Below are 25,938 nucleotides of genomic sequence, written 5' to 3'. Positions count from 1 at the left end.
TACTGATAATGGTTCCGTCAACATCTACTACCAGAGTGCCATTATAAACGGCATACAGGAAGCCATCTAAAATGGAAGCAACCATCTGATGTTGCCAGCCGTCATCTCCGGTAAATGCAACTATGTAAATGTCGGTGCCAGAATTATCGGGACTGCGAGAATAAGTAGGGTCTAAGGAATATTGTTTATACATAGGACTATTTTTATCATTGCCATAAAAACCTGTTCCCTGAGTGATTTCATTCTTTTTATTCTTGAATGAGGTTAGTCTGGAAACGCCTTGAGATGCACAAACGCCTTCTTTATCACTGGTGCTATAGAAAACTGTTCTGAGAGCAGAACAGGCATACGGTGCAAATTTACCAATGCCAAAAGATCCGCCATGACTGCCGGATTTATCGGATGCACCTGAAGATTTTGTTAAATTACACCAAGGGGAATTATATTCTTCACGAGATCCAACAAGACCGGAGGTGTTAAAATCACTGATTCTTAGGCAAGTGACTGATGGTTTATGAATAACATCAAGCGCCTGTTTAAAAAATGTTTTGGCTTTGGTGGATTTTTGTTGTGACCAAAAATCCAAAGCATGTTTAAGAGCATCTTCTAAGCTACTGTAATCAGGAGTTTTACGAGGGTCTATTTCAAACATTTTGAATTCGATACGAGTAGGCTTGCCGTTATTGAGTGCTGCATCCAATGAGTTCTGGCATATTTCTCTTGCTAAAGACTTGATCGGAGTGCCTTTGAAAGTTTCAACGCCAGAATCTGCAATACCAAAAATCTGACCGTAGTTATTTGAAGGAAAGTTCCATTTCTGCGTAAGATTGAACATATCTCTCACCTCTTGTGTTTGCTCAGGGTAAATCTGGTTGATTTTTCAGATTCTACCTTTGTAAATTTCTTTTTAGCTTCTTGCAGTACCTGTTCGATTGCTTGGAAAATCTCCTCAACTTCATCTTGTGTATATTCGTAAACAGAAGTGTTTGAACAATTGCCAAGGAGCTGTATAGTATCAATTATTTTATTTGTTCTGGCTTCGGCAAGTCTAACGAATTTGTCGTGCTTGCTTTCTTTTGCCTGCTTTTTCATAGGGAATCCTCCTTCCTATTTGAGTATATAGTAGCACTTTGGGTTTTAATGGTTAATAATATATTTAAAATAATATATAATAATTTAAATATATTATATATTATTTTAAAATAAAAAGTGAAAAATAAGGGAATATTTTTCAAATAATTTTAACTGATGTAATTTTATGAACGCATTAAGGGAAAATAAGGGAGATGTTAAAAATTGCATTGAATATCTATAAAGTGTTGCGTAAAATGTGTTTTTAAGGGTCTTGGCTATACGGTGCATAGCACTCTTGATCAATAATTGAAAATCCTTGTATGGGAATTTGCTATATCCTTAAAGGATACGTCTTTGTTTGATTTATTTAGGGTGTATTATTTTGTGGTCGAATTCTTTCGACATTTATTAGTTCATGATGTATAATATAATTGCTTAGATTTATAGACTATTTGTTTTCATTTTTGCTAGCTTATCATGATTTATTTTTGATAGATACTTCTTAATTTAGCATTTTTTAATGATAATATATTATTTGAGAATATAGGGTAAGGTATTGAATAAAAGTGATTTCATTTATGAAAATAGACATTATTTGATCGAATCTTTAAAACGCAGTAAAACCGTAGGATTCCGGGGATTAAATCGTCAATTAAAAGGAGAATAGTTATATTATGCAAATACAATTTGAAGAAATGCTCAAGTTTAGCAAAGCATTATATTCGAAAACTGCGTTGCTAAAGGCAGCGTACAATTTTACAGATGTAGCATATATTCATTTAGATGGGGATGAAGAGTACTATTACGTTTCAATTTCTCCTAAAGATAATTGTAGTGTTGTTTCTGAAAAGTGCTTTATAAATGAGATGCTAGCTCAAAGTGTACGGCATGAAGTATACAAACAAACGAAGAACATTAGGGAACTTTTACTTGCGCGAGCAATGGCATCTAGTGTAATAATTAATGAAAGTTTTGATGAGTTGGAAGTTGAAAACGAAAAATTTTCTGAAGATGAAATACTAAAGGATTGGTTTAAAGAATGATTACTTTGCAATTAAACTCGGAAATATTTTCAGAGAAAAATATTAAATACACCCAAAAAGTATATTCTCGTCTTGCAAAAATAAGGATTGAATTTTCAAGTAACTATTGGATATTGCAGTTTTCGGATTGTATATATGAAGAGCGTTTGACGATTAAAGAATTTGAAAATTATTTAATCGGATTAGAGAATTCAAAATGAGTTTTCTGTCAAACAATACTTTATGCCGTAGCAATACATCATAAGAGGAAATTATGAAAACAATAGCAATAATTGGAGCGGGTCCAGCTGGTTTGACAGTAGCATATGAAATACTTACGCATTCTTCAGAATATGAAGTGAAAGTATTTGAAAAAGAATCTTTGGTAGGAGGCTTGTCAAAGACATACTGTTTTTCTGGCAATCGTGTGGATATTGGTGGTCATAGGTTTTTTTCAAAGCAGCCGTACATTAATAAGATATGGAATGAGGTTTTGCCGGAAAAAGAAGGTGGAATGCTTAATCGAAGACGAGTCTCTCACGTGTTTTATGAGGGTAAAATGTATGAGTATCCAATACAATTAAGTATGCCTACGATTCGAAAATTGGGTGTTTTTGATGCATTATTTATTATTGCTAGTTATTTAAAAGCTAAAATGAAAAAACGTAAAATTAATTCCTTGGAAGATTTTTACATAAATCAGTTTGGTGAGAAGCTCTATCAAATGTTTTTTAAACAATATACTTATAAACTATGGGGAATTCCGGCAAAAGATTTATCACCGAATTGGGGTGCGCAACGCGTTCAAGGTGTTTCGATTTTGGCAATGTTAAAAAATGCTTTTCCGTGTTTTAAAAGAAATAATTCGTGTAGATCATTTAGTTGTCAATTCAAATATCCATCATATGGTTCTGGCCAGTTTTGGGATGAATTGGCAAAGAAAGTATTAAAATTAGGTGGAGAAATTTTACTTGGTGCAGAGGTGACAGCTATATATGGTTCTGAATCTAGGGTGGAGCGTTTGACATATAGGAAAAACAATCGAATATGTAACGTTAATTCAGATATTATAATTTCTTCTTTACCATTGCGTGATTTGATTTTTATGCTGAATAATACATCATCAGTTATCAGGAATATAGCTAAAGGTCTACATTATAGAGATATGATCATAGTTGCTCTGGAAATATCAAAAAAAAATTTGGGAGAAGCACTATGTAAATATAATAATGATTGTTGGGTTTATGTTCAAGATCCTGATATAGGTTTTGGAAGAATTCAATTGTTAAATAACTGGTCCTCAAAAATGAGTGGCAGTAACGAAAACTTTGTGTTGGAATTAGAGTATTATTGTTTTGAAAGTGAACGATTATGGAAAATGACTGATGAAAAGATTATCAAGGAAGCGTTCCGGGATTTGATTGAGCATAAGTTTTTGATCGGGGAGGTAAAACCAATTAATTACATGGTGAAGAGAATACCGAAGGCTTATCCAATATATATTGATCAGTATTGTGAATTAAACACTGTAAAAGAATGGATTAATAATTTGGATAATTTGTATTGTATAGGAAGAAATGGACAACACCATTACAATAATATGGATCATTCAATGATGACTGGAATAGTAACTGCGTCTATTATTCTTGGGAAAAAGAGTAACAAGGAAGATATTTGGAGTGTTAATAATGATCAAGAATACATTGAAAGGTAATAAAGGGAATATACTTCAGAATTGCGTGATATTGTTTGGTTCAACGTATTTTAGTTTCGTAATATATTTCAGTTTATGTAATACTGTAAGGTTTTTTTGGATCATTCCTATATTAATAATTATAATAAGTTTTGTTTTTAAAAGATTTTCAAATAGTATTAAAGATGCTATATCGCTGAAAGAAATTACTTGGAGTATGGGGCGAAATGATGAAAGAATATGGTTGTTTATGTCGATTTTCTTGTTGGTATTTTTAATACAATTGATATATTGGTTTGCGTATTTTCCAGGTGGATTTAATTTGGATTCTTATGGTCAATGGGATCAAGTGCACGGGTTAATGGCTTGGAATAATTGGCATCCTGTTTTAACAACTATGATATATTGGTTAATAACAAGAATAATTGATGATATGGCATTTTGTATCTTGATTCAATTGGTAGTGTTTTCTTTATCGATATCACTTTTATTTTGCGATATATATATGTGTGGTGTGCCAACATATCTTTTGTATTTAGGAGCGTTATTTATTGGTATTAATCCTGCGATAGCCATGAATAATGTGTGTTTGATAAAAGATGTTCCGTTTGCAATTGGAACAGTGTGGATGTTAAGAACAAATTTAAGAATAATTTGTTCAAGAGGTGAATGGGTAAAAACAAAAAAATGCAGGATTATACTTATAGTTGAGATTTTATTTTTATCTTTAGTTCGTCACAATGCCATCTTTCTAGTGTTTCCATACGTTATATTACTTGGTGTTGTATATTATTGTAGATACCAGCAATTTCTGCGGATTTTGTTTTTAAGTATTTTTCTTTTGTTATTGGTTGAAGGTCCGATGTTTTCAACATTAGGGATTAAGCAACATACTAATGTTGTGGGGGAAATGGTAGGTGTTCCAATGGCTGCGATGGTTAACTCATATGTTGATGACTATGAGAATATCCCAATAGATGTCAAAAATTTCCTCGAAAACATAGCAGAAGATAGAGAATGGAAAGAAAAGTATATAGTTGGAGAGTGGGATTCCTGTAAATGGGATTTTGGAGGTATTTACTTGTTTGAGGATGAGTCTTTGAGGCACATTTTGAAGATGTTTGTTTCGACAATTAGGTTGTGCCCGCAATCAACATTTGAGTCATTAAGGGAAAATACTAGAGTTGTATGGCAAATTGTAGGGGAATGCGAATGGAAAACTTGGGTATATATTGAATCTAATGATTATGGAATTAAGGAACAGCAAAATGTAATATGCAGGAGGATAACAGATTTAATTATTAATATAAGTGATACTATAGTGGGCTCTATTTTTACGTGGAACATAGGGACTATGATAGCGATATATTTAGGTATTGTTGTATTTTTAAGCTCTATTCATGATTATTCGTTCCTCCCGTTTATACTTGCTATATTATCATATGATTTATTGACAATGTGTTTGCTTTCTGGTCCAAGCCATCGGTATTTTTATTTTAACAGCATTCTTTTAATTCCGATAGTCATAGTACTTTTTGGAAGAATTAAATGTACTAAAGAATGTTAAAGTACACATATGTAAGGGAAGGCTTCATGAATAGTGGATTAGTGTGGAACAAAACCTTTAGGGATGGAAATTATTTTGATTGAATTGGAGTATAAATAATGAGTTGGATTGAAATATTGTATCTGCTAGTTATAATATTCTTATCGGCTACGGTTATTAAAAGTGATTTGGTTGACGGAATGGTTTATAATAAAACATTAGTTGTCTTTTTAATATTTGGAATATGCATGGATATTATTTATTATGGGTTTTTCTGTCGAGAAATGATTGCACCGTTTTTAATGAATATCATTGTTGTTACTATTACTAGTTTATTTTTGTTTTATACAAACTGTTTTGCGGGGGGAGATTGTAAACTAATAATTGTATTATCGCTTATTTATCCTGCAAAATGCTATATAAGTTACGCAAATAGTTTAATTACAGTTGTTTTTACAGTAGGAATTGCTATTTTTGGAGGATATATATATCTTCTTGTTTCATCAATATGTGCGCTTTTTAGGAAGAAAAGTGAAATGACTGGTGAATATATAAAAGGATATTTGCTGATGTTTACCCGATCTTTCTTTACTGCCCTCGTTTATATCAGTGCTGTCAATTTATTATTAAATTTATTGAATACGGTTGGGGTAATAGTTCCTGTCTGGGTTACCCGAATTATTTGTATAGCACTTTCGTGGGGTGTTGGAAAGTATTCAATATTTAGAAAAGGCATTTTTTTCATTCCTCTTATTATTGTAGACATCGTTTTGGCAGTTGTTTTAAAAAGTATTCCTTTTTCCATTTATCCAGAAAATTATATTTTAGTGGTGATACTCCTCGTTTGCCAAATGACAATAAAAACAAATCTATATGAAAAAATTCCGATAAATGAATTAAAGAGAGGGATGATTTTGACAATGGGTGAAACGGTTATGATGCAGAATTCAAGAGTTAGAGGACTTCCGAAGATTTCGTCTGAAGATCTTGGCGATAGGCTTACTAATGATGAGGTCGAGAGTGTTAAGAGATGGGCTAAGGGAAGAAAAATTGAAACCGTAACAATTGTAAAGAAAATTCCGTTTGCAGCGTTTATTGCTTTAGGATTTATCAGCTATTGGTGCTTTTGGAGAATTATGTCATGGGGTTAAAAATAAAAAATTATACTCAAGGATTTAAAATTGTATCATTGGCTTTGGATGAAAATACAAAGAAAGATTTAATTTGCGATAATTTGGATTTTATTTTTATTAATGATAAAAGCCTATTTCTTTTTCCAGAAGATGTCAATTTAGAAATAGATTATGAACTGATTCAAGAACTATCTGTTCGTAGCAATTATGATATCTATGAAATATGGCCAGATGGAAGATTGTTCTTAAGATTTGATACAACATCCATTGACAACTATTTTTTTATTACAGGAAAATGTAATTCTAATTGCATTATGTGTCCTTCACCTGAGTGCTCGAGAAAATATGGGGAAGATATTGAACTTGAAAAATTGATTACGTTTGCAAAACATATTCCATCAGACACCTCGCATTTAACGATTACTGGAGGTGAACCTTTTTTAAGCGGTGAACCTATTTTTGATTTTGTGTCACTGTTAAGGGACAAGTTTCCAAGAACAGAATTTCTGTTCTTGACAAATGGAAGGATTTTCTCAATTGATAAATATGCAAAGCTTTTACGAAAGTCATTACCAAGTAACAGTATTATTGCGATTCCAATTCATGGCTCTGATGCAGAGATACATGATTCTATAACTCAAACAAAAGGTAGTTTTGAGCAAACTGTATTAGGTATAAAGAGATTATTAAGATATGGAATCCGCATTGAGGTGCGAATTGTAATTTCAAAAATGAATTGTACAGATCTTGACAAATTGTCAAATTTTATAATTAGAGAAATGCCTCAAATTGAATATATTAGTGTTATTGCTATGGAGATGACCGGAAATGCTTATAAAAATAAAGAACGCCTTTGGATTTCGTATAAGGAAGCTTTTTCTTTTGCATCAGAAGCAATAAAGAAATTAATTAGCTATGGGATTGATGTTAAATTATACAATTTCCCATTGTGTACAGTGGACCCTTCTTTTTGGATGATCTGTGAGAAAAGCATATCTCCGAATAAAGTGCGTTTTGGGGAGGTCTGTGAAATTTGCGATTATAAAAAAGTATGCGGTGGCGTTTTTGCGGGAACTATAAATATGGAAAAAGATGAGTTAAAGGCAATCATATGAAACTGAATTATTTTAATTTTAAATCGTTAGGAAAACAAGTTCTTTTAACAAATGACTTTGGTGATTACATGTTTGTTGAAGAAGAGGAATTTGGCAATTTAGTAAAACAAAAAGTAGGAAAAGGTTCATTATTAGAAAAGAGATTACTGGAGCATCGTATGATTTACGAAGAAACTGAGTTGTCATTTTCAAATATAAATCGATATGATCTTAGAGTAGTAAAAAACCATTTAAACATGTCTGCATCACTGCATATATTTGTTGTAACAACTGCATGTAATATGGGGTGTGTGTATTGTCAAGCTAATAATGGAACAAATTGTTCGAATCTTTTCATGAATAAAGAAATGGCAGAAAAAGCAGTTAATATAGCCCTCCAATCACCAGCTAAGCACCTGACATTTGAGTTTCAGGGAGGAGAGCCATTGCTGAATTTCAAAATAATTAAATATATAGTTGAATATACAGAAGAGCATAAAGGCTATCATCTAGTAAACTATAATGTTGTTTCAAATCTTACTTTGCTAAATTCAGAAATGATTGAGTTCTTTAAAGAATTTAGAGTGGGTGTTTCTACATCTATTGATGGGAATGAACAACTTCATAACTACAATAGACCATATAAAGACGGAACCTCAACTTTTAAAGATGTGATATCCTCTCTTAATAAGCTCCGCAAAGCAGGAATATATGTGGGAGCAATACAAACGACAACTAAGGAATCACTAAAGTATCCAAGAGAAATTGTAGAGACTTATTGTAATCTTGGATTTGATAGCATCTTTATAAGACCTTTGACTCCGTTGGGAAAAGCAACAGTCAATTGGCAGGAAATTGGTTATTCAGCAGAGGAATTTTTGCATTTTTATATAAAGGCATTGGATGTTGCGATTCAGATAAATAAACGTGGAGTGTTTTTTAAAGAGGAGCATGCGGCAATATTGTTAAAACGGATTTCTGGATATTTTGTGAACTATATGGAACTACGATCTCCTTGTGGTGCAGGAATTGGACAGCTGGCTTATTATGCCGATGGTAATATATTTACTTGCGATGAAGGAAGAATGTTGCATGAGATGGGTGATTCTTCTTTCTGTTTAGGAAATGTAATGGAGAGCACATATCAATCGATTATAAAAACAGGGACGTGTAGGGCGGTATGTGAATCAAGTATGTTGGAAACGCTTCCGTCCTGTTGTGATTGCGTTTATCAGCCATATTGTGGAACTTGTCCCGTGGTAAGTTTTGCTTCTAATGGGGATATTTTAGAAAAGACACCTTATGGTTATAGGTGTAAGATATATTCTGGAATATTAGACAAATTATTTACAATGTTTCAAGAAAACGACGATATAATAATGCAAATACTGCATTCATGGAGTAATTAGCAATGACAAATGATAAAAAGAAAAATTCTTCAATACAAGATGAGATATTGGTGGAAATGACCAATGACAATAATGAAAAAATTCTTCCTGAAGAAGAGTATAGGAAAGTAACAAAAAAAAGAAAAAATAGATTTGTTATGGGGGTTGTGTGTATAGCATTAGTTGAAGCATGTGTTACGAGTATTATTCTTAATACAATAGTTGAACAAAAAATACATAAACGTGTGATGAGAGAATACAAGTACCAATTAAATGGCTATGTATCTACTACTAAGGGGACGTATACTGGAGAGCTGGATTTCGGATTTTTTGATGGAACTGGAGAGTTCATATATGACACTGGTGCAATGTATAAAGGTGAGTGGGATACTGATAATATGGAGGGACTCGGAAACTTAAAAGATCCTATTGCTGGAACCTACGAGGGAGAGTTTTTATCAGGGAAAAAGAGCGGATCGGGTGTCTTTTCATGGAATGATGGCGATATATATGATGGCGAATGGAAAGATGACAAAATGAATGGTCAAGGTATATACACTGTTGCTGATAGAGTTGTGTATACAGGAACATTTGAAAATAATCGTTTTAAGAAAGGTATATGTGAATTTGAAAATGAAACTGGAAAATATGTTGTAAATTTTGATAACAGAGAAATTAGTAGTGCTGAAATAGTTTATAAGGATGGTACCCGTTATGTTGGCGATTGTGACAAAAATGGAATTAGCGGTTCGGGTACTATGACATTTTCTAATGGAGATGAATATTCTGGGGAAATAGTAAATGATAAACGATCTGGTAAGGGCATATATACTTGGAAAATAGGTGCTTCGTATGATGGTGAGTGGATTAATGATGATATGTCTGGAACGGGAACATATACGTACTCCATAGGTAACTATGCAACAGGTACTTTTGAAAACAATATTTTTATTGAAGGTTCCTATCACGTGTTAAATGATTTTGGAGAATATACGTTTACTATAGAAAAAGGGGAACCGGTTGCCGTAGTGATGACGCTAAAGAATGGAACAACCTATTCTGGAGGTATGTCAGAAGGAAAATTAAATGGACAAGCTCAAATTATGTATAGCAATGGTGATAAATATAGTGGCAATGTATGGAATAATCAGAAAGCTGGACAGGGAACATATGAATGGATAAGTGGAGCGTCTTACACAGGTGATTGGGCTGAAGATAAAATGAACGGAAGTGGATGTTATACTTATTCTCCATCGGAAACGGGATATATGATTACAGGAGAATTTAGGAACGGTCAACCTGAGGGTGAATGTATATATTATGTGTCAGAGTCGGAGTACTATAAAACTGATTGGTTAAATGGAAAATGTGTAAAGGTGTATGAGTAATTATGGATAAATTATTTCCGGAATTTCAAAAAAGTATAGAAAATTTAATAGAAGACGAAGAGGGTAATATCCCTGGTAATAAGCTTTTGGCATTAGGGACAATGATTATTATTTTAGGAAGTTTGATGACATTTGACGCTTTGGCTGCGCATAGATCGCATAGTTCTCATAGATCGCATAGTTCTCATAGATCTGGAACACATGGAAATAGTCACAGCAATCATGGGAGCCACGAGAGTCATCAGAGTCATCAAAGTCATACTTCACATTCAAATACAGGTTCACATTCAAACTCTAGATATAGTGCAGAGGGGGATGTCATCTATTCTGCACCAGCAGCTACGAATGTTCCGCAAATTTCTGTACCGCCTGTAGAGATGTCAGCGGATACATTAGGATTGCCTGAAATAAATCAAAATATTCAGTTACCAAATGGAACGCCCATTTCCAGTATTCTTCCGTCTTTTGCGGTTCCAGCATCAACGGTAACAAGTAAGATGAATGCGATGGAAACGAATACTCCGCCTTCAACAGATCCTATTGAATAAGGGGGTTATCTCATGGATTTTTTTAAAAATAGTTTTTCTAAGAAAAACGATGATGTAATAGTGAAGGAAAAGGTGAAGCCGATAAAAATTGATTACAAACAAGAACCTTTACAAGCGGCAACAATTGTAATAAATGGTATACAAAAGGGAGAGTATTCAGACATTGGTCAGAAACTAGAAGAACTTCCTAGTACTGGATTTCGTAGAATGCAGTATGTTTTTGAATATCCTAAAACAGACAGTTATTGGTGGATGATAGGAATATGTACTGTTTTTTTATTAGTATATTTATATATTGCAGTAATGGGTTTTGGTATGCATATCTACTCAGATAAATATGAAATATATAGCATGAGTTTTTTGGGTACAACTGTGTTAGTGTTTATTATTAATATAAGTCTAATAATTTGGGCTTCTAGTGCTATTAGATTTGCTAGGAGATATAAAAAGTATTTCGAATTATTGAAATATAAAAATATAGAAATAATCGACGATATTTGTAAATATACATCCTTTTCTTATTCTAGAGTTGTAAATGATCTTTCGATTGCGGTAAAGCAGAAACTGATTCCTCAGGGACATTTTTCTACAGAAAACCTTGTATTTATTGCATCGGATGAAATGTTTAAAAAATATCAGGAAAACAGACCTGTATATGATCGATATTATAAAAAGATAATAGAAGAACGTACTAGAATAGAAGAACGATCTGAAGAAATACAGAAAATTTTAGATGTCGGTCAGAGTTATATAAATAAAATTCATGACAGTAATGCAATCATAAATGATAAAGAGATTTCTTTAAAACTTGATCATATGGAAAAAATAGTTAAGACTATTTTTCGAGAGGTAGATTTAAATCCGAGACAGTCTGGAAAATTAGGTATGTTATTAAATTACTATCTTCCAACGGCCGACAAGCTTTTGTCCACATACATAGATGTTGATGAAAAGGAAATTGAAGGAGATAGTATTAGAAATGTTAAGAAAGATATTGAACGAGCAATTGATATGCTTATTGTGTCATTTGAAGGAATTCTAAATCAATTTTATGAGGAACAAGAATTAGATATTGCAAGTGATGTTTCCTCTATGGAAGCACTTATTGCACAGGAACAGTCATTATGAAAAAAAATACAGTAAATGAGTGTATAGATAATCTGATTTCTTTGTTGCAGGGAAGTTTGGTTATTGGTAATCACGAATTACTTTCGTTCTACGGAAGTACGGAACAACAAAAACTTAGTGAAATATCGAAGGAGATAAGTTGTTCATTTTTTAAACAAGGATATGACATAGAAATTACGATAAATAATATACTTGATGAATTAAAGAAATTTGATATTTCAAAGCAAGAGAAAAGATGCAGATTACATAAATCAAAGAAGGCTATACCAAAATCCGTATTATTGGAATATTATAATTCAACTATAATGTATACTGACAAATTATCAGTTGAATTAAAGTTGCAGGAAGCACATATGTTAAAAGAAATTAATTTGCTTGAATGTATGGAAATGCGATTAGAACAATGTGGATTGGAATTAAAAAAAGCTTTGGATAATGGAAAGGAAATTTTGGATAAATATAAAAAGGATGATGTTATTAAAGAGAATTTAGATTTTTTATCGGAAGACATTACGCAGTGGTATAGCCGTTTGGAACAAAAGATAAATGATTTAAATCTTTCTTGTATTATTTCTATGCAAACATTATCTCAGGTAAAGATGCTTCGAGATAATGATAAGCGTATGGTTGAACGAATAATGGTTATTGTTTCACGTACAATTCCAATATGGAAAAGCCAAATGAATTCATTTATAAATGTTATCAACGGCTATAATCAAGATCAAGTTAATCAAGAATTAGTTGAAGAGTTGAAAATTTTGTCAAGTATGGAAGTTATAGATACCGATATTAGAAAAGAATTGAAGTACATTTCATCATGAAAGGAGAAAAGAAAGTGAACAATGAAAATCAAGGAAAAACAATTTTAACACTTAGTCCAGATTCATCAAAAAGAAATCTATTAGATGATACACCGATAATGCAACCAGCAGTGGGTACAAGTAAACAAACAGGATACTCTGCGGGAACGATTGATGAGTCTATGCTTTCTGATGATGAGCGAAATATGGTTGATCAGTTTGCTAGTGAAATTGACATTTCTGATGTGGATCAGGTTGTAAAATATGGAATGGCTGCACAACAAAATATTTCTGATTTTTCGGTTACTATTTTGAAAAAGGTTAAAACATATGATTTGGGAGATGTAGGATCTTCTTTAAAAGAATTGACAATTGCCTTGGATGCAACAACTGAGCCGGAGAAAAAGGGGATTCTTGGAATATTCCAAAAAGCTAAAAGAGGTGTTGAGTCTATTAGGATAAATTATTCTAAAGCAGAAAGCAATGTAGATCGGATCGAGAAGGATTTGAGGTCGCATCAGAATATATTGATTCAAGATGTTGCAATGTATCAGCAGATGTATGAGTTAAATGTTCAGTACTATAAAGAATTGACAATGTATATCATTGCTGGAAAAAAGGCATTGAATAATGCGAAAAATGGGAAATTAGTTGAGTTGAGAAGTAGAGCTGATCGGACAAACATGCAAGAAGATGTTCAAGCATATAAAGATTTTGAAGATTTGTGTTACAGATTTGAAAAGAAAATCTCAGATTTGGAATTAACAAGGGTACTTGCAATTCAATCGGCACCTCAAGTTCGTATGCTTCAGAATAACGATCGAGAGATGTTGGATAAGATTCAGTCATCGTTGGCTAATACTATTCCTTTATGGAGAAATCAATTAGTATTGTCATTAGGAATAGAACACTCTAAGCGAGCTTTGGAAGCTCAGGCAACACTTTCAGATAAAACAAATGATTTATTACGTAGAAATTCAGAAACATTAAAGATGGCTACTATTGAAACAGCAAAAGAAGTAGAAAGACCAATTGTAGATATTGAAACACTTCGGGTTTGTAGTAACAATTTAATCTCTTCTGTTAATGAGGTTGTAAAAATACATGAACAAGGCGCTACTAAACGTTTGAAAGCCCAGGAAGAGTTAGTGAAAATTGAGGAAAATTTGAAACAGGCAATGCTTGAGTCAAAATATAGACAATAGTATGTGTAATGGAGGGGATAGAAACATCTCCACTTTTGAAAGAAATACATATTCGTTCACTGTGAGCTAACTTCTCGGTGATTAAGTGCAATCTTTCTGGTTATATGGTGCACACTTGCCGACCTGCTCAATAGACCGAAATTTAATACATTAGTCTATTTTTTCTTGATTATATCTTGATTTTTGTGTTTCAGCAGGCAATTTTCCTGCAGAATTGAGGCTGGAGGGGAACCCAGGGGCGGTTTTGCGGGGCCAGACTCAAAATGGCCGTCTTTTTGTAAAGTGCACTCTCGGACGGAAAAGATGCACTGAAATAACGTGCAGTAAGCTCTCGCTGAGCGTAATATACAGAAAGGAAGAACATGCAAAAAGTAAAAATATCATTTAATGCACCAGTAACATTGGGGTTTGTGTTGATATGTTTTGTGGCAACTGTGTTGGGAATTATCACACATGGAGATAGTACAAGCCTTCTTTTTATGACATACCATTCGTCTTTAAAAGATCCGTTAACGTATATTCGATTTCTAACACATGTATTTGGACATGACGGATGGAATCACTTTACTGGTAATGTAACTTACTTATTGTTGTTAGGACCACTTTTGGAGGAAAAATATGGTTCTTTGAGATTGATAAAAGTTATTGTAGTTACTGCTATCATAACGGGTGGAATTAATTATATTTTTTTGCCGAACACTGCTCTTTATGGAGCTAGTGGAGTTGTATTTGCGTTTATTGTATTGTCATCCTTTGCGGGATTTAAAGAAGGTGAGATACCGCTTACTTTCATACTTGTTGGAATTGTTTTTGTTGGACAGCAAGTTTGTGCGGGAATCACAAAAGAGGATGATATTTCGCAAATGACTCATATAATTGGGGGGATAATTGGTGCTATTATTGGCTATCAGTTTAATAAGAATAAAATGTAATGAAAAAGTAAACGACATATAGATTTTTTAATCTTACCTTAACACCAACTAAGTTTTGTAATTAGTATTTTTTTAATTTGGTACTATACGTATACAATAAACACGCATCTTTTCGAAAAGTGTCAAATTAATTGGAGACTATTTAAGGATTACTATGAGAGTAACCAGCGAGATCGAGATTGTTGGAACGTCTATACTTTGTCTATAAAAACGCTTAATTTCTTGTGGGATAGGTGGAATATTAAGAATGAATACACTAAATACAATGCATAAAAGACTAGTAAGATACAATATATAGATGACAACATTGAATTGGAAGGAGAATGTGAGCAGACGATGGATGAATTGAAGCCGTATATAGATAACTACGGGCATGAGTTATGGACGCTCATTGACCGAATCATATCGGCAAGACACGCAATAGAAGCCTATATCAGCCGGGAAATGTATATTCGTGGGTTTCTGGATTATGAACGTCTGGTGTGCGATGTGGAAAGAAATGTGTGATTTTGAGAAAAGAATATTTCGTTGAGTTTGAAAAATGTAGCATCCCGACTTTGTTTGCAGTCTGAAAAAGCGGAACTTAGTTCCGCTTTTTTGTTGAGTTACCTATTTTTAGAAAGTGATTCTATTGCTGGATGCTTGGCGTTAGCCGCCAGTGATTCTATAAAATATCTTGCTCATAAAGATTGCTCCTGGAAATATCAGGGGCTCGTCGATGCTATGAGAGCAATCAATACAGAGGATGAATGTAATGATACCTATGGGCGTATCCTGAAGGAGATATTTGAAAATAACACAGGTGTAAGATGATTAACGCCGGAGTCTCACAACACATGAGTCTCCGGTGTTTCTATGTTTGAGTGTAAAAATCACTGGAAGTTAAGAATGTTGGACAATTATTAGTACAGCATCCCTTTTATTTATAGGTTTATCTTGGTGAGCATTAACATAAATAAGAGAAAACTCCTGTGCAAAAAAATGAACTAGAGCAATATATTATATACTATAGACATAACTTCTCGAGAGAAATCCAAGGGGGGAAGTAAAATAAATTCGTGCATGGATATAATAAGGTAAAATAATAGGAACAAGATTAACAAAATTTGGTTCGAGAAGTTAGATGATGAATAATAACAGGAGGGCAAGAATATGCAAGGTTTTGAAAATGAAATTTTTGAAGGAATTTATAATGGTAAGACAATTAGGATTACTATAACCGAAGATGATATGGTAATCCGGGCAGATGATATCCAGCCATATCCACTGATTCCAGATGGTTTGGGGTTAACGTATGAGGCGGGAGAAGATTTTATGGAAATCCATTATCCTGTAAAATATGATACAAAGAAGAAGTGGGAACGGATGGAAAGAATGTACAAGTTTTTGGTTATGAGTTTTGGAACTGGAAAAGTGGAACATGATTTTGCTGAAATTTTCCCAGAAGCATCATTACAGTCTGCTCAGTAATGTCATAAAAGGAGATCAAAAGCGGAACTTAGTTCCGCTTTTGTATCCGGAAATGCGTGTACTGTATGGATGATTGTTTTTGGAGTAGTAGAGGAGAAGATTACAGTGAAGAGTAAAAAATCTGAATTAATTCAATTTCCGCCTTTGCGCAGGGATACGGATATAAATGTGATAGAGGTATTATGGGAATATCTAAAGATGCCGGAAGAAAGCCAAAATATTGTGCTGTCTGTTATGAAAGAAATGTATGATTGTAAACTGGAAGAGAATAAATCGCCATTAGAATTATATCAAAAGTTGCCAACTAAGAATGTGATGGAGTTCCAGAATGTGATTGAGAAAATCATGCTTGATATTATTAGAGAAGCATGTAATATGGCAGGATGGGTGTTTTGGCACAAATTTATAGACGGCTGGTCGGTAAATGAAATGGTAAATGATCAAGAAGGCGCTGAGAAGTTTATTGTCGTATTAGATGCTCTTTTTGATGAATATGTTGAAATGTCAGAACAGGAGATTGATGATGACAATATTACATCGTAATCAACACGGGATGCGGGGCGCCTAAATAGGTCGCCCCCCTTTTTGTTTGTGACAGGAGTAGCTGCCGCCCTTCCGGATCCGGAGGCAATTCCCCGGGCGAGACGTGCTCGGTACTCCCTTATATAATAAGACACATTTTTTATCCTAAAACCGTCACATATATTAAAAGTGATTAAAAATAATCAATGTCTGAGGTGGTATTGTGATGCTTATGGACTCTGTTGAAGGAAGAAAGGGCGGAAAGGTCTTTCTGACCATCTTCTTTCAGAGTTGTAATCTTATGCTGGCATTTATACGTGATGCTAACACTGCACGCTCTGTAACAGATATATTCAATCAGCTCTAGGTCCTTTTAGGGCACGAGAAATTCACTGAATTATTTCCAGTGATCATAACTGACCGTGGAAGTGAATTTACCGATCCTTTAGGCAGTGAGTTTAATGGCGATGGCGAGAGAAGAACGCGTGTATTCTACTGTGATCCACAGCGTTCTAACCAGAAAGGTGGCTGTGAAGTATGTCATGAGATGATCCGCCGGGTCCTTCCGAAGAAGACATCATTTGACAACTTAACCCAGGACGATGTGTCTCTCCTGATGAGTCACATTAATTCCTACACAAGAAAAAAGCTGAACGACCAGTCTGCAAACCAGTCGTTCAGCTTCCTTTACGGTGGAGACACCTTAGCTAAGCTCGGCATAAAGGAAATCCCCGCTATTGAGATCAATCTAACACCATATCTGCTGAAAAAATAAGCTGATCGGACCGCCATCCGGATTCATAAACACTACCGTCAGGGGTGGAATTTAATCTTGCAAAAAAAGAACATTCTATCGTTATCGGAAAAAGTATTTAGATAGACATCCTGATATTACTTTTGAAGAGAAAAGCGGAACTTAGTTCCGCTTTTTTAAAATATTAGTAATGACTGAGACTTTCGCAAAACTCGTGTCAATCCCATTTGCGGCTCGCGAGAAATGCCAAAACATCTTTTTTTGCAGATATGGGAATACGGATTGTACATGTTTCTACACCATATTTTTGTTTTCGTCCGGCACCAACCCTAGCACCCCCACGTTTTGAATTTTTGACAGATTTCTTTTCCAAAGCCTGTTCTGATTCTGGAATACCAGTATTTTCAATGCTTGCATAAAAATCTAACACTTCTTGCGATGTGATAAGATATTGTGGCATTATTTGTCCACATAAATGCAGACCCTTGATGGATGTGAGCCTGGATAAAGCAACGTACAGTTGTCCGGGTGCGAAACAATATGGCGATAGATTAGCTGCATCATAAGTCTGTCCCTGAGATTTATGAATCGTGATGGCATAGGCAATTCTCAATGGCAACTGGCGGAAGGTTCCCACAACAACTTCTTCAACTTTGCTTTTTTCATTTCCCGTTGTAATCTTGTAATCTATTATTTCCCAGGTATGTGGAGTTATTTCTACGTTTTCGCCCTTGGCGAAACTGACATCTACCGTGTCGTCATGCAATGATGTAATAATTCCTATGCTTCCGTTTTGGTAACGGTTTTTAGAATCGTTAACAAGGGTCATGACCTGCATCCCGACCTTGAGGGTTAATTTATCTGTGGTCGGCTTGTCTGTAGGGTTTACTGACCCGGAAATATCTGAGCAGTAAGTACTGGATTTTCCTGTTAGTTTCTTAGATTCACGCATGTTAATATCTTCCGCCATTTTGTTGGTTCCACAAAGATGTATGCTTTTCTGTTTTTTCGGTGTTGCGTGGATATTGATCCATTCTATTCCAGATTTGTTTCCGCATCGCAGTTGGTTTAATTTTGTCACAAATTCAACATCGTCTTTTTGGCGGACAACCTCGTTCAAAATAATTGAAGCAAAATCAAAATTTTCCCACATTGGTGCTTCGAAAGCAAATCCATCTCCAATATCCATATCCCAATATGTCTCAAGAATTAGACGGTCTTTTTGGGTCATAACTGGTGGGAGTTGGAAAAAATCACCCGCAACAATTAACTGTTTTTTTGTAGTTTTACTTGGTGATTTTTTCTGTGCTTTGGCTTCCGCTCTTTTTATGGATTTTGCAACAAATTCAAAAATGTCAAATCGACACATGGAAATTTCATCGATTACGATTACATCAGCTTTTTCCAGTGGACCGGAGATTTTAAGTGGATTAGTGGTAGGGGAAATAGGGCCTAATGGGATCTGAAACACTCTGTGTAGTGTGGATCCATGTATATTTATGGCTGCTATCCCCGTAGGTGCACACACCAATACATTTTTTGTGTCAGATATTTCTCTTAGAAACTGGGTCAATACATAAGATTTACCTGTTCCAGCTTCTCCGGACAGGAAAACATTACATCCGGAGTTAAGTGCCTGCATAGCTTTTTTTTGTCCTTTTGTTAGCATGATTTTCTTCCTCCTGTGATTTTATTCTTCAGAAAATGTTGATTTCTATTTGTTTTATTTCTAATTTTTTCAATATCATCTCACTGTTTTCCAATTTAGAATCATATTTTGGTTTGTCATTCTTTTTGCTTGCTATTAAGATTATTTTATATGATTTGGGAAATGCTTTGTTTTTGGCACAAGAAAAGTTCGCTTTCACAGCAGAACATTGCTTATTAACAATTTCCTCAATAACAATATGATATTTTTTTAAAATGATAGATAAATAAAAAGATGATGGAATGATTTGTTTTAAAGAAAGTGTATAATGGGCGCATAGAAAGCGGAACTAAGTTCCGCTTTTTTGGCTTATCTATTGTCAAAAAAAGTATCATCTCTATTTTTTGACGCGGTGTGATTTAAAATATCCATGATTTTTCGATGTTCCTCTGGATCAGTAGCGAACAATTTATCTAACCGGTCTTGGAGTAACTTCATGCGCTTTAATTCTGTATTTCGACGTTTGCAATATTCATTTAATTGATTTTGCATTTCACGAAGGTCCAGAACGGATTGTTCAAGCTCCATTTTTTCAAGTCTTAACTCCTTGTTTCCATTCTGTAATTCATTCATTTTCTTTTCTAATATGATATTCTCTCTTTTGATTCGTTCGACTTCTGCATGAGCAAGTGCTACCATATCATCTGCTTCTTTTTGAATGATTTGCTTTTGTTTCATATAGCTTTCTGTAATTCTCCTGTCAGCTTTCTGAATCCTTTCGTCACATTCCCGTAAATTGGAAGCCCTCATATTTTTAATATCCTCCAGAATGCGTTCCTTGTACGACAAGGCTGATTCATTTTCTTCTGGTTCAGGTATATTTTCCAGGAGATTGTTTAGGTCTGCATACAGACGACGGATATTTTTATGTGTCGCGATGCTGCCTTTTTGCCCGCGTTCAAGGCCCACTTCTTCCATTGCTTTTGCATAGCTATCCTGGAGCTTTGTCATTTCTTTAGAACCGTTAATGAACGAACGCGCAGACAAGTAACCCTTTTCATTGATGGGGAGCACCAGGGTGTGACAATGAACATTGCCAGCTTCATCGGCATGATACACCATACTGATTACATTACTCTTCCCATCGGGAGCTTTATCAAAGGTTTCTTTCATCCATTTCTCATTCGCTTTCTTCCACTCATCGACATTGATAAAAGCAGACCTAGAAAAGGTTGTTACAATCTCATATGCTAAGACTGCATCTTTTCTGACTTTGCGTCCGGTGTTTTTTTCAATCTCTTTGATTCGTTCACGACAGACATCAATGTATGTTTTCCCGTTTGGGAGACAGATGATTTCTTCGTTAAGAGATTCGTTTTCTTTGTCCGCATTTTTCACATCGGCAATGCGGTAGTTGTGATTGTACTTAGATGTTAAGGTACCGTATGATTTTACTTTTTGAATATGCATAAAACAATAAGCCATATTATACATCCCTTCCTTTTTATTTTTTCGATTATAATATGATAAAAAAGGTCAAATAAAAACGCAGTTGGAAAAGGGTTGGAAAAGAATTGGAAAAGGGTTGGAAAAGAGTTGGAAAAACTGATGCATAGTATGTTATACACATTAAAAATGCCTTTTCCAACTGGGAAAAAGCACTCAAAAATAGGTGTATTAAAAATAATCAATAAAAAATCATAGATTTCGCAAGAAAGTGAGAGAATAAAATAATAAATATACAGTATAAATATGCAGCCTCCAAAATAATATAAATGCCATAAGAAACAAAAATGTTGCAAAAATACCACATACGCTGGCAGAGTAATAGATAAAAATGAACCTAAAATGGATCATAAAGGAACCACATGGAGTGGTATGGATGTTCTTAGCTGCTAAGACACAGAAAGAATGTCAAGTAAAGATGGTTATAAATGCAAAAACATACCACGTAAAGGCGGTATCAAGAATACGAAAAATAACACATTAAGGTGGCACTGTACTCTTTTAGTAAAAATACCATGTTAAGTTGGTATGAAAACATATAAATATGACAGATTAAGGTGGCACAGTAATAGAAATATGTCACATTAAGATGACACTAAAAATATGTAAATATACCACATTAAGATGACATTTATACTTAGATGTGAAAACATACCACGTAAAGGTGACATGAAAAAATGTATAAAATACCAGATTAAGGTGACATTGTTGTACAGATGCAGAAACATACCACGTAAAGGTGGTACAAAAAAGACATAAGAGTGACAGGTTAAGGTGACAACACTATAAATATGTCAGATTAAGCAGGTATAAAAATGACATAAAAGTGTCACATTAAGGTGACACAATGCTGAAAATATGTCATATTAAGAAGGCATTAAGTAAATATACCATGTAAAAGATGACATTAGAAATATGGAAAGCGTCATGTAAGGTGAATTGTTTTCAAATGGTAAGGCACTATCCCATTTTTTGTTTAAAAAGCATATTGGGAAAACTTATTCTGGGACAGTCGATGTATCGACGGTCAATGATATAGTAATTTTCTATGATTATATAAATCATGTCTTGTATTATAAGGTTATCAATGTGGCAAGGAGGCATAAACTGAATGTGATCTATTGTCATGGAAAAACTACATTTACACGGAGGTATGAACATGAACGGATTACATTACACATTTGCAGGGGAACATAGTCCCACGCAGTTTAATACAACTAGCCGGATATGCACGAGTATCCACGGATCGTGAGGAACAGGCAACAAGCTACGAGGCGCAGATGACCTACTACAAGACCTACATCGAAGGTCATGAGGATTGGGAGTTTGTCGGGATGTACTCGGATGAGGGTATCACCGCCACGAACACCAAAAAGCGTGACGGCTTTAATCAGATGGTGGAAGATGCCCTTGATGGTAAGATTGACCTCATCATTACCAAGTCGGTAAGCCGATTTGCACGAAACACGGTGGACAGCCTGACCACCATCCGAAAGCTGAAGGATAAAGGCATTGAGGTCTATTTTGAGAAAGAGAATATATAAAACAGCTAAAACCCTTGAAAATAAAGGACTTTAGCCGTTTTATTGTGCTATTTTGTCGCTTATTTGTCGCTTAAATCTACAAGCCGATACTGAAAGATACCACAGAAAATTCAAAGATTGTCTGTTGAGAACCGGACGGCTTTGTGGTATAATGCAACATGACTTATTGTTTCTTTCAGGGCGAAAGGTTTGGGTCAAGATAGAATTACGGGGGTGCAAGCCATGAATGATGATAGATATGAAAGGACATTAGAGGAACTGGAACAGCACGCTTGCAAGTGGTGGCCGCGTGAAGTCCGTGAAGAAGCGCAGAAAATTAGTATCCTTCATACGCTTTTAGACACGCAAGAAAAGTTTATTTCCATTTTGAAATTGACAGATAAAAACAACGCTAATAATCTATTTGAGATATTGGACGCTTCAAATTTTGCTTATAACCTTTTCCTAAAGCATTTGGTAGTATTGACTGATTTCGGGAGTGAACCTTTACAGCGTGTTAATAAGAACTTCGCCGATATGTTTCCGACAGGGAAACTTGAATATGATATAGGCGCGGGCAAAAAAAGCTATACCTTTGCTTCATTGCCTGTCAACGGTGTTCTGAACAACAAACGCATGAAAATAGATACCGTTGAAAACCTCACGGGTAACAGCTGCGACAAAGCATTATGCAAAGATATTATTATGATGTTAATGTACGGTGCGGCAACAACAAACGCAAGCACAAGAGCAATTCTTTTCAAGTGTACACCTTTTGAGTATTTGGGCGACGATGGAAAGATTGAAGATTTTGTGCGAAAAAACTATATCCGCGTCAGTAGCATTATCAGAGGAAAAACAGCCACAGATTTAGGAAATGTTGCACAACAGTATGTTGTTTCTTATCTTGCTACTGCCTTGGGCAATAATTACAACGTCAAGAGCAACGGCACAATTCCTGGAGTAACGCAAAATGATGGAACCACATTGACATCATTTGATGTTGTAGTGGACAGAAAAAATGATACAAGCCGTCATAAGAAATATGTCGCTGTTGAAGTGACGTTTCAAGAAACAACAAATAGCACCATTGAAAGAAAAGGCGGGCAGGCTCGGGATAGGTTTGAAAAGATTACAAGTACAAGGAATTTTATTGCATACATAATTGACGGCGCGGGTAACTTCTCCAGAACTTCGGCTGTTCGCGTTCTTTGTGATAACAGCCATTGCACAGTAGCTTATACTCCGGAAGAATTTAATTTGCTTTTGGAGTTTATCAAGGAGAAGATTGGATGATAAAGTATATTGATTTGTTTGCGGGTGTTGGGGGCATTCGTCTTGGCGCTGCGCAAGCTTTAGAAAAAATAGGAATTAAGTCAAAGTGTGTTCTTTCCAGTGAAATTGACGAAAAGGCTTGTGAAACGTATGAACTAAACTTCGGGGAAAAACCGCAAGGCGATATAAAGCAGATTACAGAAATTGAACCATTTGATTTTCTGCTTGCCGGGTTCCCATGCCAGCCGTTCTCATATGCAGGAAAAAGGCGCGGATTCGGTGACACGCGAGGAACGCTATTTTTTGAGATTGAGCGGATATTAGAAATATATCGTCCAAAGGCTTTTCTGCTTGAAAACGTTCGAGGATTGCGGACGCATGATGAGGGACGCACATTTGAAACAATTATGCAAAAATTACATGATTTAGGTTACGGCACAACGGAACTAATTCTGAATAGTTCTGATTTTGGAGTACCTCAAAACCGTGTTAGGCTTTATATTTTGGGTATATATGGAGCAACGCCCGCTATGCACCTTGTAACAAACTACGGTGCGGCGGATTCCCACAAATACAAAAGCAATTATAGACAGCTTAATATTTTTGACAATGACGAAAGAAAAACTTGTACTGTAGGTGAAATACTGGAAACAAATGTACCTAACAAGTATTATTGTTCCCCCGAATTTACGGAGCAGCTTCGTTCGGTTATGGGCGATGATTTATCTAAACTTAATGGGTATAGATTGATAGATTATCGCGGCGGTCAATCATTGCATTCATGGGAACTTGGAAAGAAAGGAAAATGTATACCCGCTGAAATTAAGTTTATGAATCTGTTGATACAAAACAGAAGAAGGCATGATTTCGGCACGCGACAGGACGGCAAAAAGCTAACCTTAGAACAAATACAAACCTTCTATAAGGACAATGATATATTGGAGGTCATTGCTTCTCTGATTGAAAAGGGATATTTGAAAGAGGAAAACGGAAGATATAATCCTGTATGCGGGAATATGTCTTTTGAAGTGTTCAAATTTCTGGATCCCGAAAGTATTTCAATTACCTTGACTTCATCGGACGCAAACCGCCTAGGGGTCGTACAGAACAATATCCCGCGTCGAATAACCCCGCGTGAATGCGCAAGGCTTCAAGGATTTCCCGACAGCTTTGTTGTCAATCCTACGGATAGCTATGCTTATAAGCAGTTTGGGAACTCTGTTTCGGTTCCTGTCATTGAAGCGGTTGTTTATGACTTTCTGAAAAGCAATATGGATGCCTTGGGATGGTTAGACTGTCGCCCATAAGCAGTTAATGAATAGGAAGGCGGTGTCAGAATGCCAAAACCGTATTATATCAGCAGAGAGCGGGACGGCAACATAAGTAAATTTATAACTTGCCCTTGTCAGAATTGACAGGGGTAAGTAAAATATGCTGAGACAAGGAGGATACGAAATGATCTGTACTTCTTTGGTTGGAGATTACACCCATTTTCGTATAATCCCAAATAGCCCTGAAAAACAAGTGAAAATTTTGTAGAGATTCATGACATATGATTATGATATTTATTTGATAAAAGCGGAACTAAGTTCCGCTTTTTTTTATCGAGTTACCTATTTTTCGAAAGGTCATAGAAATTACCATTTTTCAGACAAACGGTGACTTATTTTAGAAAAGTTCTATTTAGCATTTGTGAGGTTTTTTAAGTTTTTCTTTCTCGGAGGAGTGAGGTCTCATTTTATAGAAGAGAATTTTTCTCTTTTCGGATTTTATTTTCTTCGGTTATTGATTTTATGTTGTCTTCACTTTTCGTTTCGTGGGTTTTAACATGATCGGCAAGTTCGTCTGCTCCACGATCGATGTACCTCCGCGAATAAGATGTAGACTGCAGTTGTATCTGCTTGGAGGTACACAATTCTGCCACATCATTTATTAATCTCGATACAAAATGTAAATATTCCGACTTAATGGTATAGTGCAGATCGTCGAAATTATCGAGGATTGTAAGTAGATCCTTAGAGATATGATCACATACTTCCAGTAGGGTATTGTCGTCATCATCTATTAGATATGTATCTTTAATGATTGTTTGTAATTCGATATTATTGATGTCTATAAGATTTCTTTTGGTAAAATCTTTCATTTTTCTTGAAACTGAATTAGAAATTTTTAAATTTCCAGTTTCTATTTTTCTTACAGTACTTACGTGTATACCAAGTGCATCTGCAATGTCTACTTGCCGCATATGATATCTGGATCTGAAATTTTTAAAAATTATTGCATCTTGAG

Annotated in this window: 22 protein-coding genes and 3 pseudogenes; 20 read left to right on the top strand and 5 right to left on the bottom strand. The window is 34.9% G+C overall.

The genetic code is table 11. The annotated features are described in order from the left end of the window. Both ACQRCC_RS14895 and ACQRCC_RS14890 read right to left on the bottom strand, forming a co-directional pair. Positions 1-835: pseudogene (locus ACQRCC_RS14895) on the bottom strand (hypothetical protein); the annotation flags it as partial. A 5-nt stretch (positions 836-840) separates the two neighbouring features. After that, entirely contained in the window at positions 841-1,092 is a 252-nt protein-coding gene (locus tag ACQRCC_RS14890) for a hypothetical protein (protein ID WP_427851529.1), read from the bottom strand. A gap of 656 nt (positions 1,093-1,748) precedes the next feature. Between ACQRCC_RS14890 and hxsD the strand changes: the two genes are divergently transcribed. From hxsD to ACQRCC_RS14805, 17 genes and pseudogenes are all read left to right on the top strand, one after another. Further along, on the top strand, positions 1,749-2,117 hold the full coding sequence (gene hxsD, locus ACQRCC_RS14885; protein WP_427851528.1) for a His-Xaa-Ser system protein HxsD: 369 nt from the start codon (positions 1,749-1,751) through the stop codon (positions 2,115-2,117). Beyond that, positions 2,114-2,317, top strand: a complete 204-nt coding sequence (locus tag ACQRCC_RS14880) for an HxsD-like protein (protein ID WP_427851527.1) — start codon at positions 2,114-2,116, stop codon at positions 2,315-2,317. Before hxsD ends, ACQRCC_RS14880 begins: the two co-directional genes overlap by 4 nt. A gap of 53 nt (positions 2,318-2,370) precedes the next feature. After that, complete coding sequence (locus ACQRCC_RS14875; protein WP_427851526.1) at positions 2,371-3,810, top strand: NAD(P)-binding protein; 1,440 nt, start codon at positions 2,371-2,373, stop codon at positions 3,808-3,810. Then, a complete protein-coding gene (locus ACQRCC_RS14870) occupies positions 3,785-5,356 on the top strand; it encodes a hypothetical protein (RefSeq protein WP_427851525.1) in 1,572 nt (523 codons plus the stop codon). Before ACQRCC_RS14875 ends, ACQRCC_RS14870 begins: the two co-directional genes overlap by 26 nt. Positions 5,357-5,454: 98 nt before the next feature. After that, positions 5,455-6,486 (top strand): hypothetical protein, encoded by a 1,032-nt coding sequence (locus ACQRCC_RS14865; RefSeq protein WP_427851524.1) that lies wholly within the window; start codon positions 5,455-5,457, stop codon positions 6,484-6,486. Further along, positions 6,477-7,583, top strand: a complete 1,107-nt coding sequence (hxsC, locus tag ACQRCC_RS14860; protein ID WP_427851523.1) for a His-Xaa-Ser system radical SAM maturase HxsC — start codon at positions 6,477-6,479, stop codon at positions 7,581-7,583. Before ACQRCC_RS14865 ends, hxsC begins: the two co-directional genes overlap by 10 nt. After that, positions 7,580-8,971 (top strand): His-Xaa-Ser system radical SAM maturase HxsB, encoded by a 1,392-nt coding sequence (hxsB, locus tag ACQRCC_RS14855; protein ID WP_427851522.1) that lies wholly within the window; start codon positions 7,580-7,582, stop codon positions 8,969-8,971. Before hxsC ends, hxsB begins: the two co-directional genes overlap by 4 nt. Before the next feature lie 2 nt (positions 8,972-8,973). Continuing rightward, complete coding sequence (locus ACQRCC_RS14850; protein ID WP_427851521.1) at positions 8,974-10,338, top strand: MORN repeat-containing protein; 1,365 nt, start codon at positions 8,974-8,976, stop codon at positions 10,336-10,338. A gap of 2 nt (positions 10,339-10,340) precedes the next feature. Next, the gene (gene hxsA3 / locus ACQRCC_RS14845) at positions 10,341-10,886 is read left to right on the top strand and encodes a His-Xaa-Ser repeat protein HxsA3 (RefSeq protein WP_427851520.1); all 546 of its coding nucleotides are present in this window, start codon (positions 10,341-10,343) and stop codon (positions 10,884-10,886) included. Between the two features lie 12 nt (positions 10,887-10,898). Next, positions 10,899-12,014 carry a 5-bromo-4-chloroindolyl phosphate hydrolysis family protein gene (locus ACQRCC_RS14840; protein WP_427851519.1) on the top strand — a complete coding sequence of 372 codons (1,116 nt, stop codon included), beginning with the start codon at positions 10,899-10,901 and terminating at the stop codon, positions 12,012-12,014. After that, complete coding sequence (locus ACQRCC_RS14835; RefSeq protein WP_427851518.1) at positions 12,011-12,835, top strand: toxic anion resistance protein; 825 nt, start codon at positions 12,011-12,013, stop codon at positions 12,833-12,835. Before ACQRCC_RS14840 ends, ACQRCC_RS14835 begins: the two co-directional genes overlap by 4 nt. A gap of 14 nt (positions 12,836-12,849) precedes the next feature. Further along, entirely contained in the window at positions 12,850-14,019 is a 1,170-nt protein-coding gene (locus tag ACQRCC_RS14830; protein ID WP_427851517.1) for a toxic anion resistance protein, read from the top strand. Between the two features lie 362 nt (positions 14,020-14,381). Continuing rightward, a complete protein-coding gene (locus ACQRCC_RS14825; RefSeq protein WP_427851516.1) occupies positions 14,382-14,951 on the top strand; it encodes a rhomboid family intramembrane serine protease in 570 nt (189 codons plus the stop codon). A 336-nt stretch (positions 14,952-15,287) separates the two neighbouring features. Beyond that, positions 15,288-15,458, top strand: coding sequence for a hypothetical protein (locus ACQRCC_RS14820; RefSeq protein ID WP_427851515.1), 171 nt, complete (start codon positions 15,288-15,290; stop codon positions 15,456-15,458). A 645-nt stretch (positions 15,459-16,103) separates the two neighbouring features. Beyond that, positions 16,104-16,421, top strand: coding sequence for a hypothetical protein (locus tag ACQRCC_RS14815; protein WP_427851514.1), 318 nt, complete (start codon positions 16,104-16,106; stop codon positions 16,419-16,421). Positions 16,422-16,526: 105 nt separating this feature from the next. Beyond that, positions 16,527-16,964: a hypothetical protein gene (locus tag ACQRCC_RS14810; RefSeq protein ID WP_427851513.1), complete on the top strand. Its 438-nt coding sequence runs from the start codon at positions 16,527-16,529 to the stop codon at positions 16,962-16,964. A gap of 202 nt (positions 16,965-17,166) precedes the next feature. Beyond that, positions 17,167-17,718: pseudogene (locus tag ACQRCC_RS14805) on the top strand (IS30 family transposase); the annotation flags it as partial. Between the two features lie 196 nt (positions 17,719-17,914). Here ACQRCC_RS14805 and ACQRCC_RS14800 read toward each other — a convergent pair. Beyond that, a complete protein-coding gene (locus ACQRCC_RS14800; RefSeq protein ID WP_427851512.1) occupies positions 17,915-19,366 on the bottom strand; it encodes an ATP-dependent DNA helicase in 1,452 nt (483 codons plus the stop codon). A 348-nt stretch (positions 19,367-19,714) separates the two neighbouring features. After that, a complete protein-coding gene (gene mobV, locus ACQRCC_RS14795) occupies positions 19,715-20,830 on the bottom strand; it encodes a MobV family relaxase (protein ID WP_427851511.1) in 1,116 nt (371 codons plus the stop codon). A 1,235-nt stretch (positions 20,831-22,065) separates the two neighbouring features. Between mobV and ACQRCC_RS14790 the strand changes: the two are divergent. From ACQRCC_RS14790 to dcm, 3 genes and pseudogenes are all read left to right on the top strand, one after another. Beyond that, positions 22,066-22,392 (top strand): annotated as a pseudogene (locus ACQRCC_RS14790) (recombinase family protein); the annotation flags it as partial. Positions 22,393-22,617: 225 nt separating this feature from the next. After that, a complete protein-coding gene (locus ACQRCC_RS14785) occupies positions 22,618-23,670 on the top strand; it encodes a hypothetical protein (protein WP_427851510.1) in 1,053 nt (350 codons plus the stop codon). Continuing rightward, the gene (dcm, locus tag ACQRCC_RS14780; protein WP_427851509.1) at positions 23,667-24,956 is read left to right on the top strand and encodes a DNA (cytosine-5-)-methyltransferase; all 1,290 of its coding nucleotides are present in this window, start codon (positions 23,667-23,669) and stop codon (positions 24,954-24,956) included. Before ACQRCC_RS14785 ends, dcm begins: the two co-directional genes overlap by 4 nt. A gap of 431 nt (positions 24,957-25,387) precedes the next feature. On the opposite strand, the gene ACQRCC_RS14775 is transcribed toward dcm, so the two are convergent. Then, the coding region (locus ACQRCC_RS14775) for a helix-turn-helix domain-containing protein (RefSeq protein WP_427851508.1) at positions 25,388-25,938 on the bottom strand (551 nt) is incomplete at its 5' end.

The sequence above is a fragment of the Sporofaciens sp. SGI.106 genome (assembly GCF_050314255.1).
In the GTDB taxonomy this organism is placed as follows: Bacteria; Bacillota; Clostridia; order Lachnospirales; family Lachnospiraceae; genus Claveliimonas.
The sequence above is the reverse complement of the archived record's forward strand: the minus strand, read 5'-3'. Positions and strand labels throughout refer to the sequence as shown.

Bases quoted from the DNA above. Each gene is read 5' to 3' on its own strand.
- ACQRCC_RS14890 (WP_427851529.1), bottom strand. From the start codon at position 1,092: ATGAAAAAGCAGGCAAAAGAAAGCAAGCACGACAAATTCGTTAGACTT.
- hxsD (WP_427851528.1), top strand. From the start codon at position 1,749: ATGCAAATACAATTTGAAGAAATGCTCAAGTTTAGCAAAGCATTATAT.
- ACQRCC_RS14880 (WP_427851527.1), top strand. From the start codon at position 2,114: ATGATTACTTTGCAATTAAACTCGGAAATATTTTCAGAGAAAAATATT.
- ACQRCC_RS14875 (WP_427851526.1), top strand. From the start codon at position 2,371: ATGAAAACAATAGCAATAATTGGAGCGGGTCCAGCTGGTTTGACAGTA.
- ACQRCC_RS14870 (WP_427851525.1), top strand. From the start codon at position 3,785: ATGATCAAGAATACATTGAAAGGTAATAAAGGGAATATACTTCAGAAT.
- ACQRCC_RS14865 (WP_427851524.1), top strand. From the start codon at position 5,455: ATGAGTTGGATTGAAATATTGTATCTGCTAGTTATAATATTCTTATCG.
- hxsC (WP_427851523.1), top strand. From the start codon at position 6,477: ATGGGGTTAAAAATAAAAAATTATACTCAAGGATTTAAAATTGTATCA.
- hxsB (WP_427851522.1), top strand. From the start codon at position 7,580: ATGAAACTGAATTATTTTAATTTTAAATCGTTAGGAAAACAAGTTCTT.
- ACQRCC_RS14850 (WP_427851521.1), top strand. From the start codon at position 8,974: ATGACAAATGATAAAAAGAAAAATTCTTCAATACAAGATGAGATATTG.
- hxsA3 (WP_427851520.1), top strand. From the start codon at position 10,341: ATGGATAAATTATTTCCGGAATTTCAAAAAAGTATAGAAAATTTAATA.
- ACQRCC_RS14840 (WP_427851519.1), top strand. From the start codon at position 10,899: ATGGATTTTTTTAAAAATAGTTTTTCTAAGAAAAACGATGATGTAATA.
- ACQRCC_RS14835 (WP_427851518.1), top strand. From the start codon at position 12,011: ATGAAAAAAAATACAGTAAATGAGTGTATAGATAATCTGATTTCTTTG.
- ACQRCC_RS14825 (WP_427851516.1), top strand. From the start codon at position 14,382: ATGCAAAAAGTAAAAATATCATTTAATGCACCAGTAACATTGGGGTTT.
- ACQRCC_RS14820 (WP_427851515.1), top strand. From the start codon at position 15,288: ATGGATGAATTGAAGCCGTATATAGATAACTACGGGCATGAGTTATGG.
- ACQRCC_RS14815 (WP_427851514.1), top strand. From the start codon at position 16,104: ATGCAAGGTTTTGAAAATGAAATTTTTGAAGGAATTTATAATGGTAAG.
- ACQRCC_RS14800 (WP_427851512.1), bottom strand. From the start codon at position 19,366: ATGCTAACAAAAGGACAAAAAAAAGCTATGCAGGCACTTAACTCCGGA.
- mobV (WP_427851511.1), bottom strand. From the start codon at position 20,830: ATGGCTTATTGTTTTATGCATATTCAAAAAGTAAAATCATACGGTACC.
- ACQRCC_RS14785 (WP_427851510.1), top strand. From the start codon at position 22,618: ATGAATGATGATAGATATGAAAGGACATTAGAGGAACTGGAACAGCAC.
- dcm (WP_427851509.1), top strand. From the start codon at position 23,667: ATGATAAAGTATATTGATTTGTTTGCGGGTGTTGGGGGCATTCGTCTT.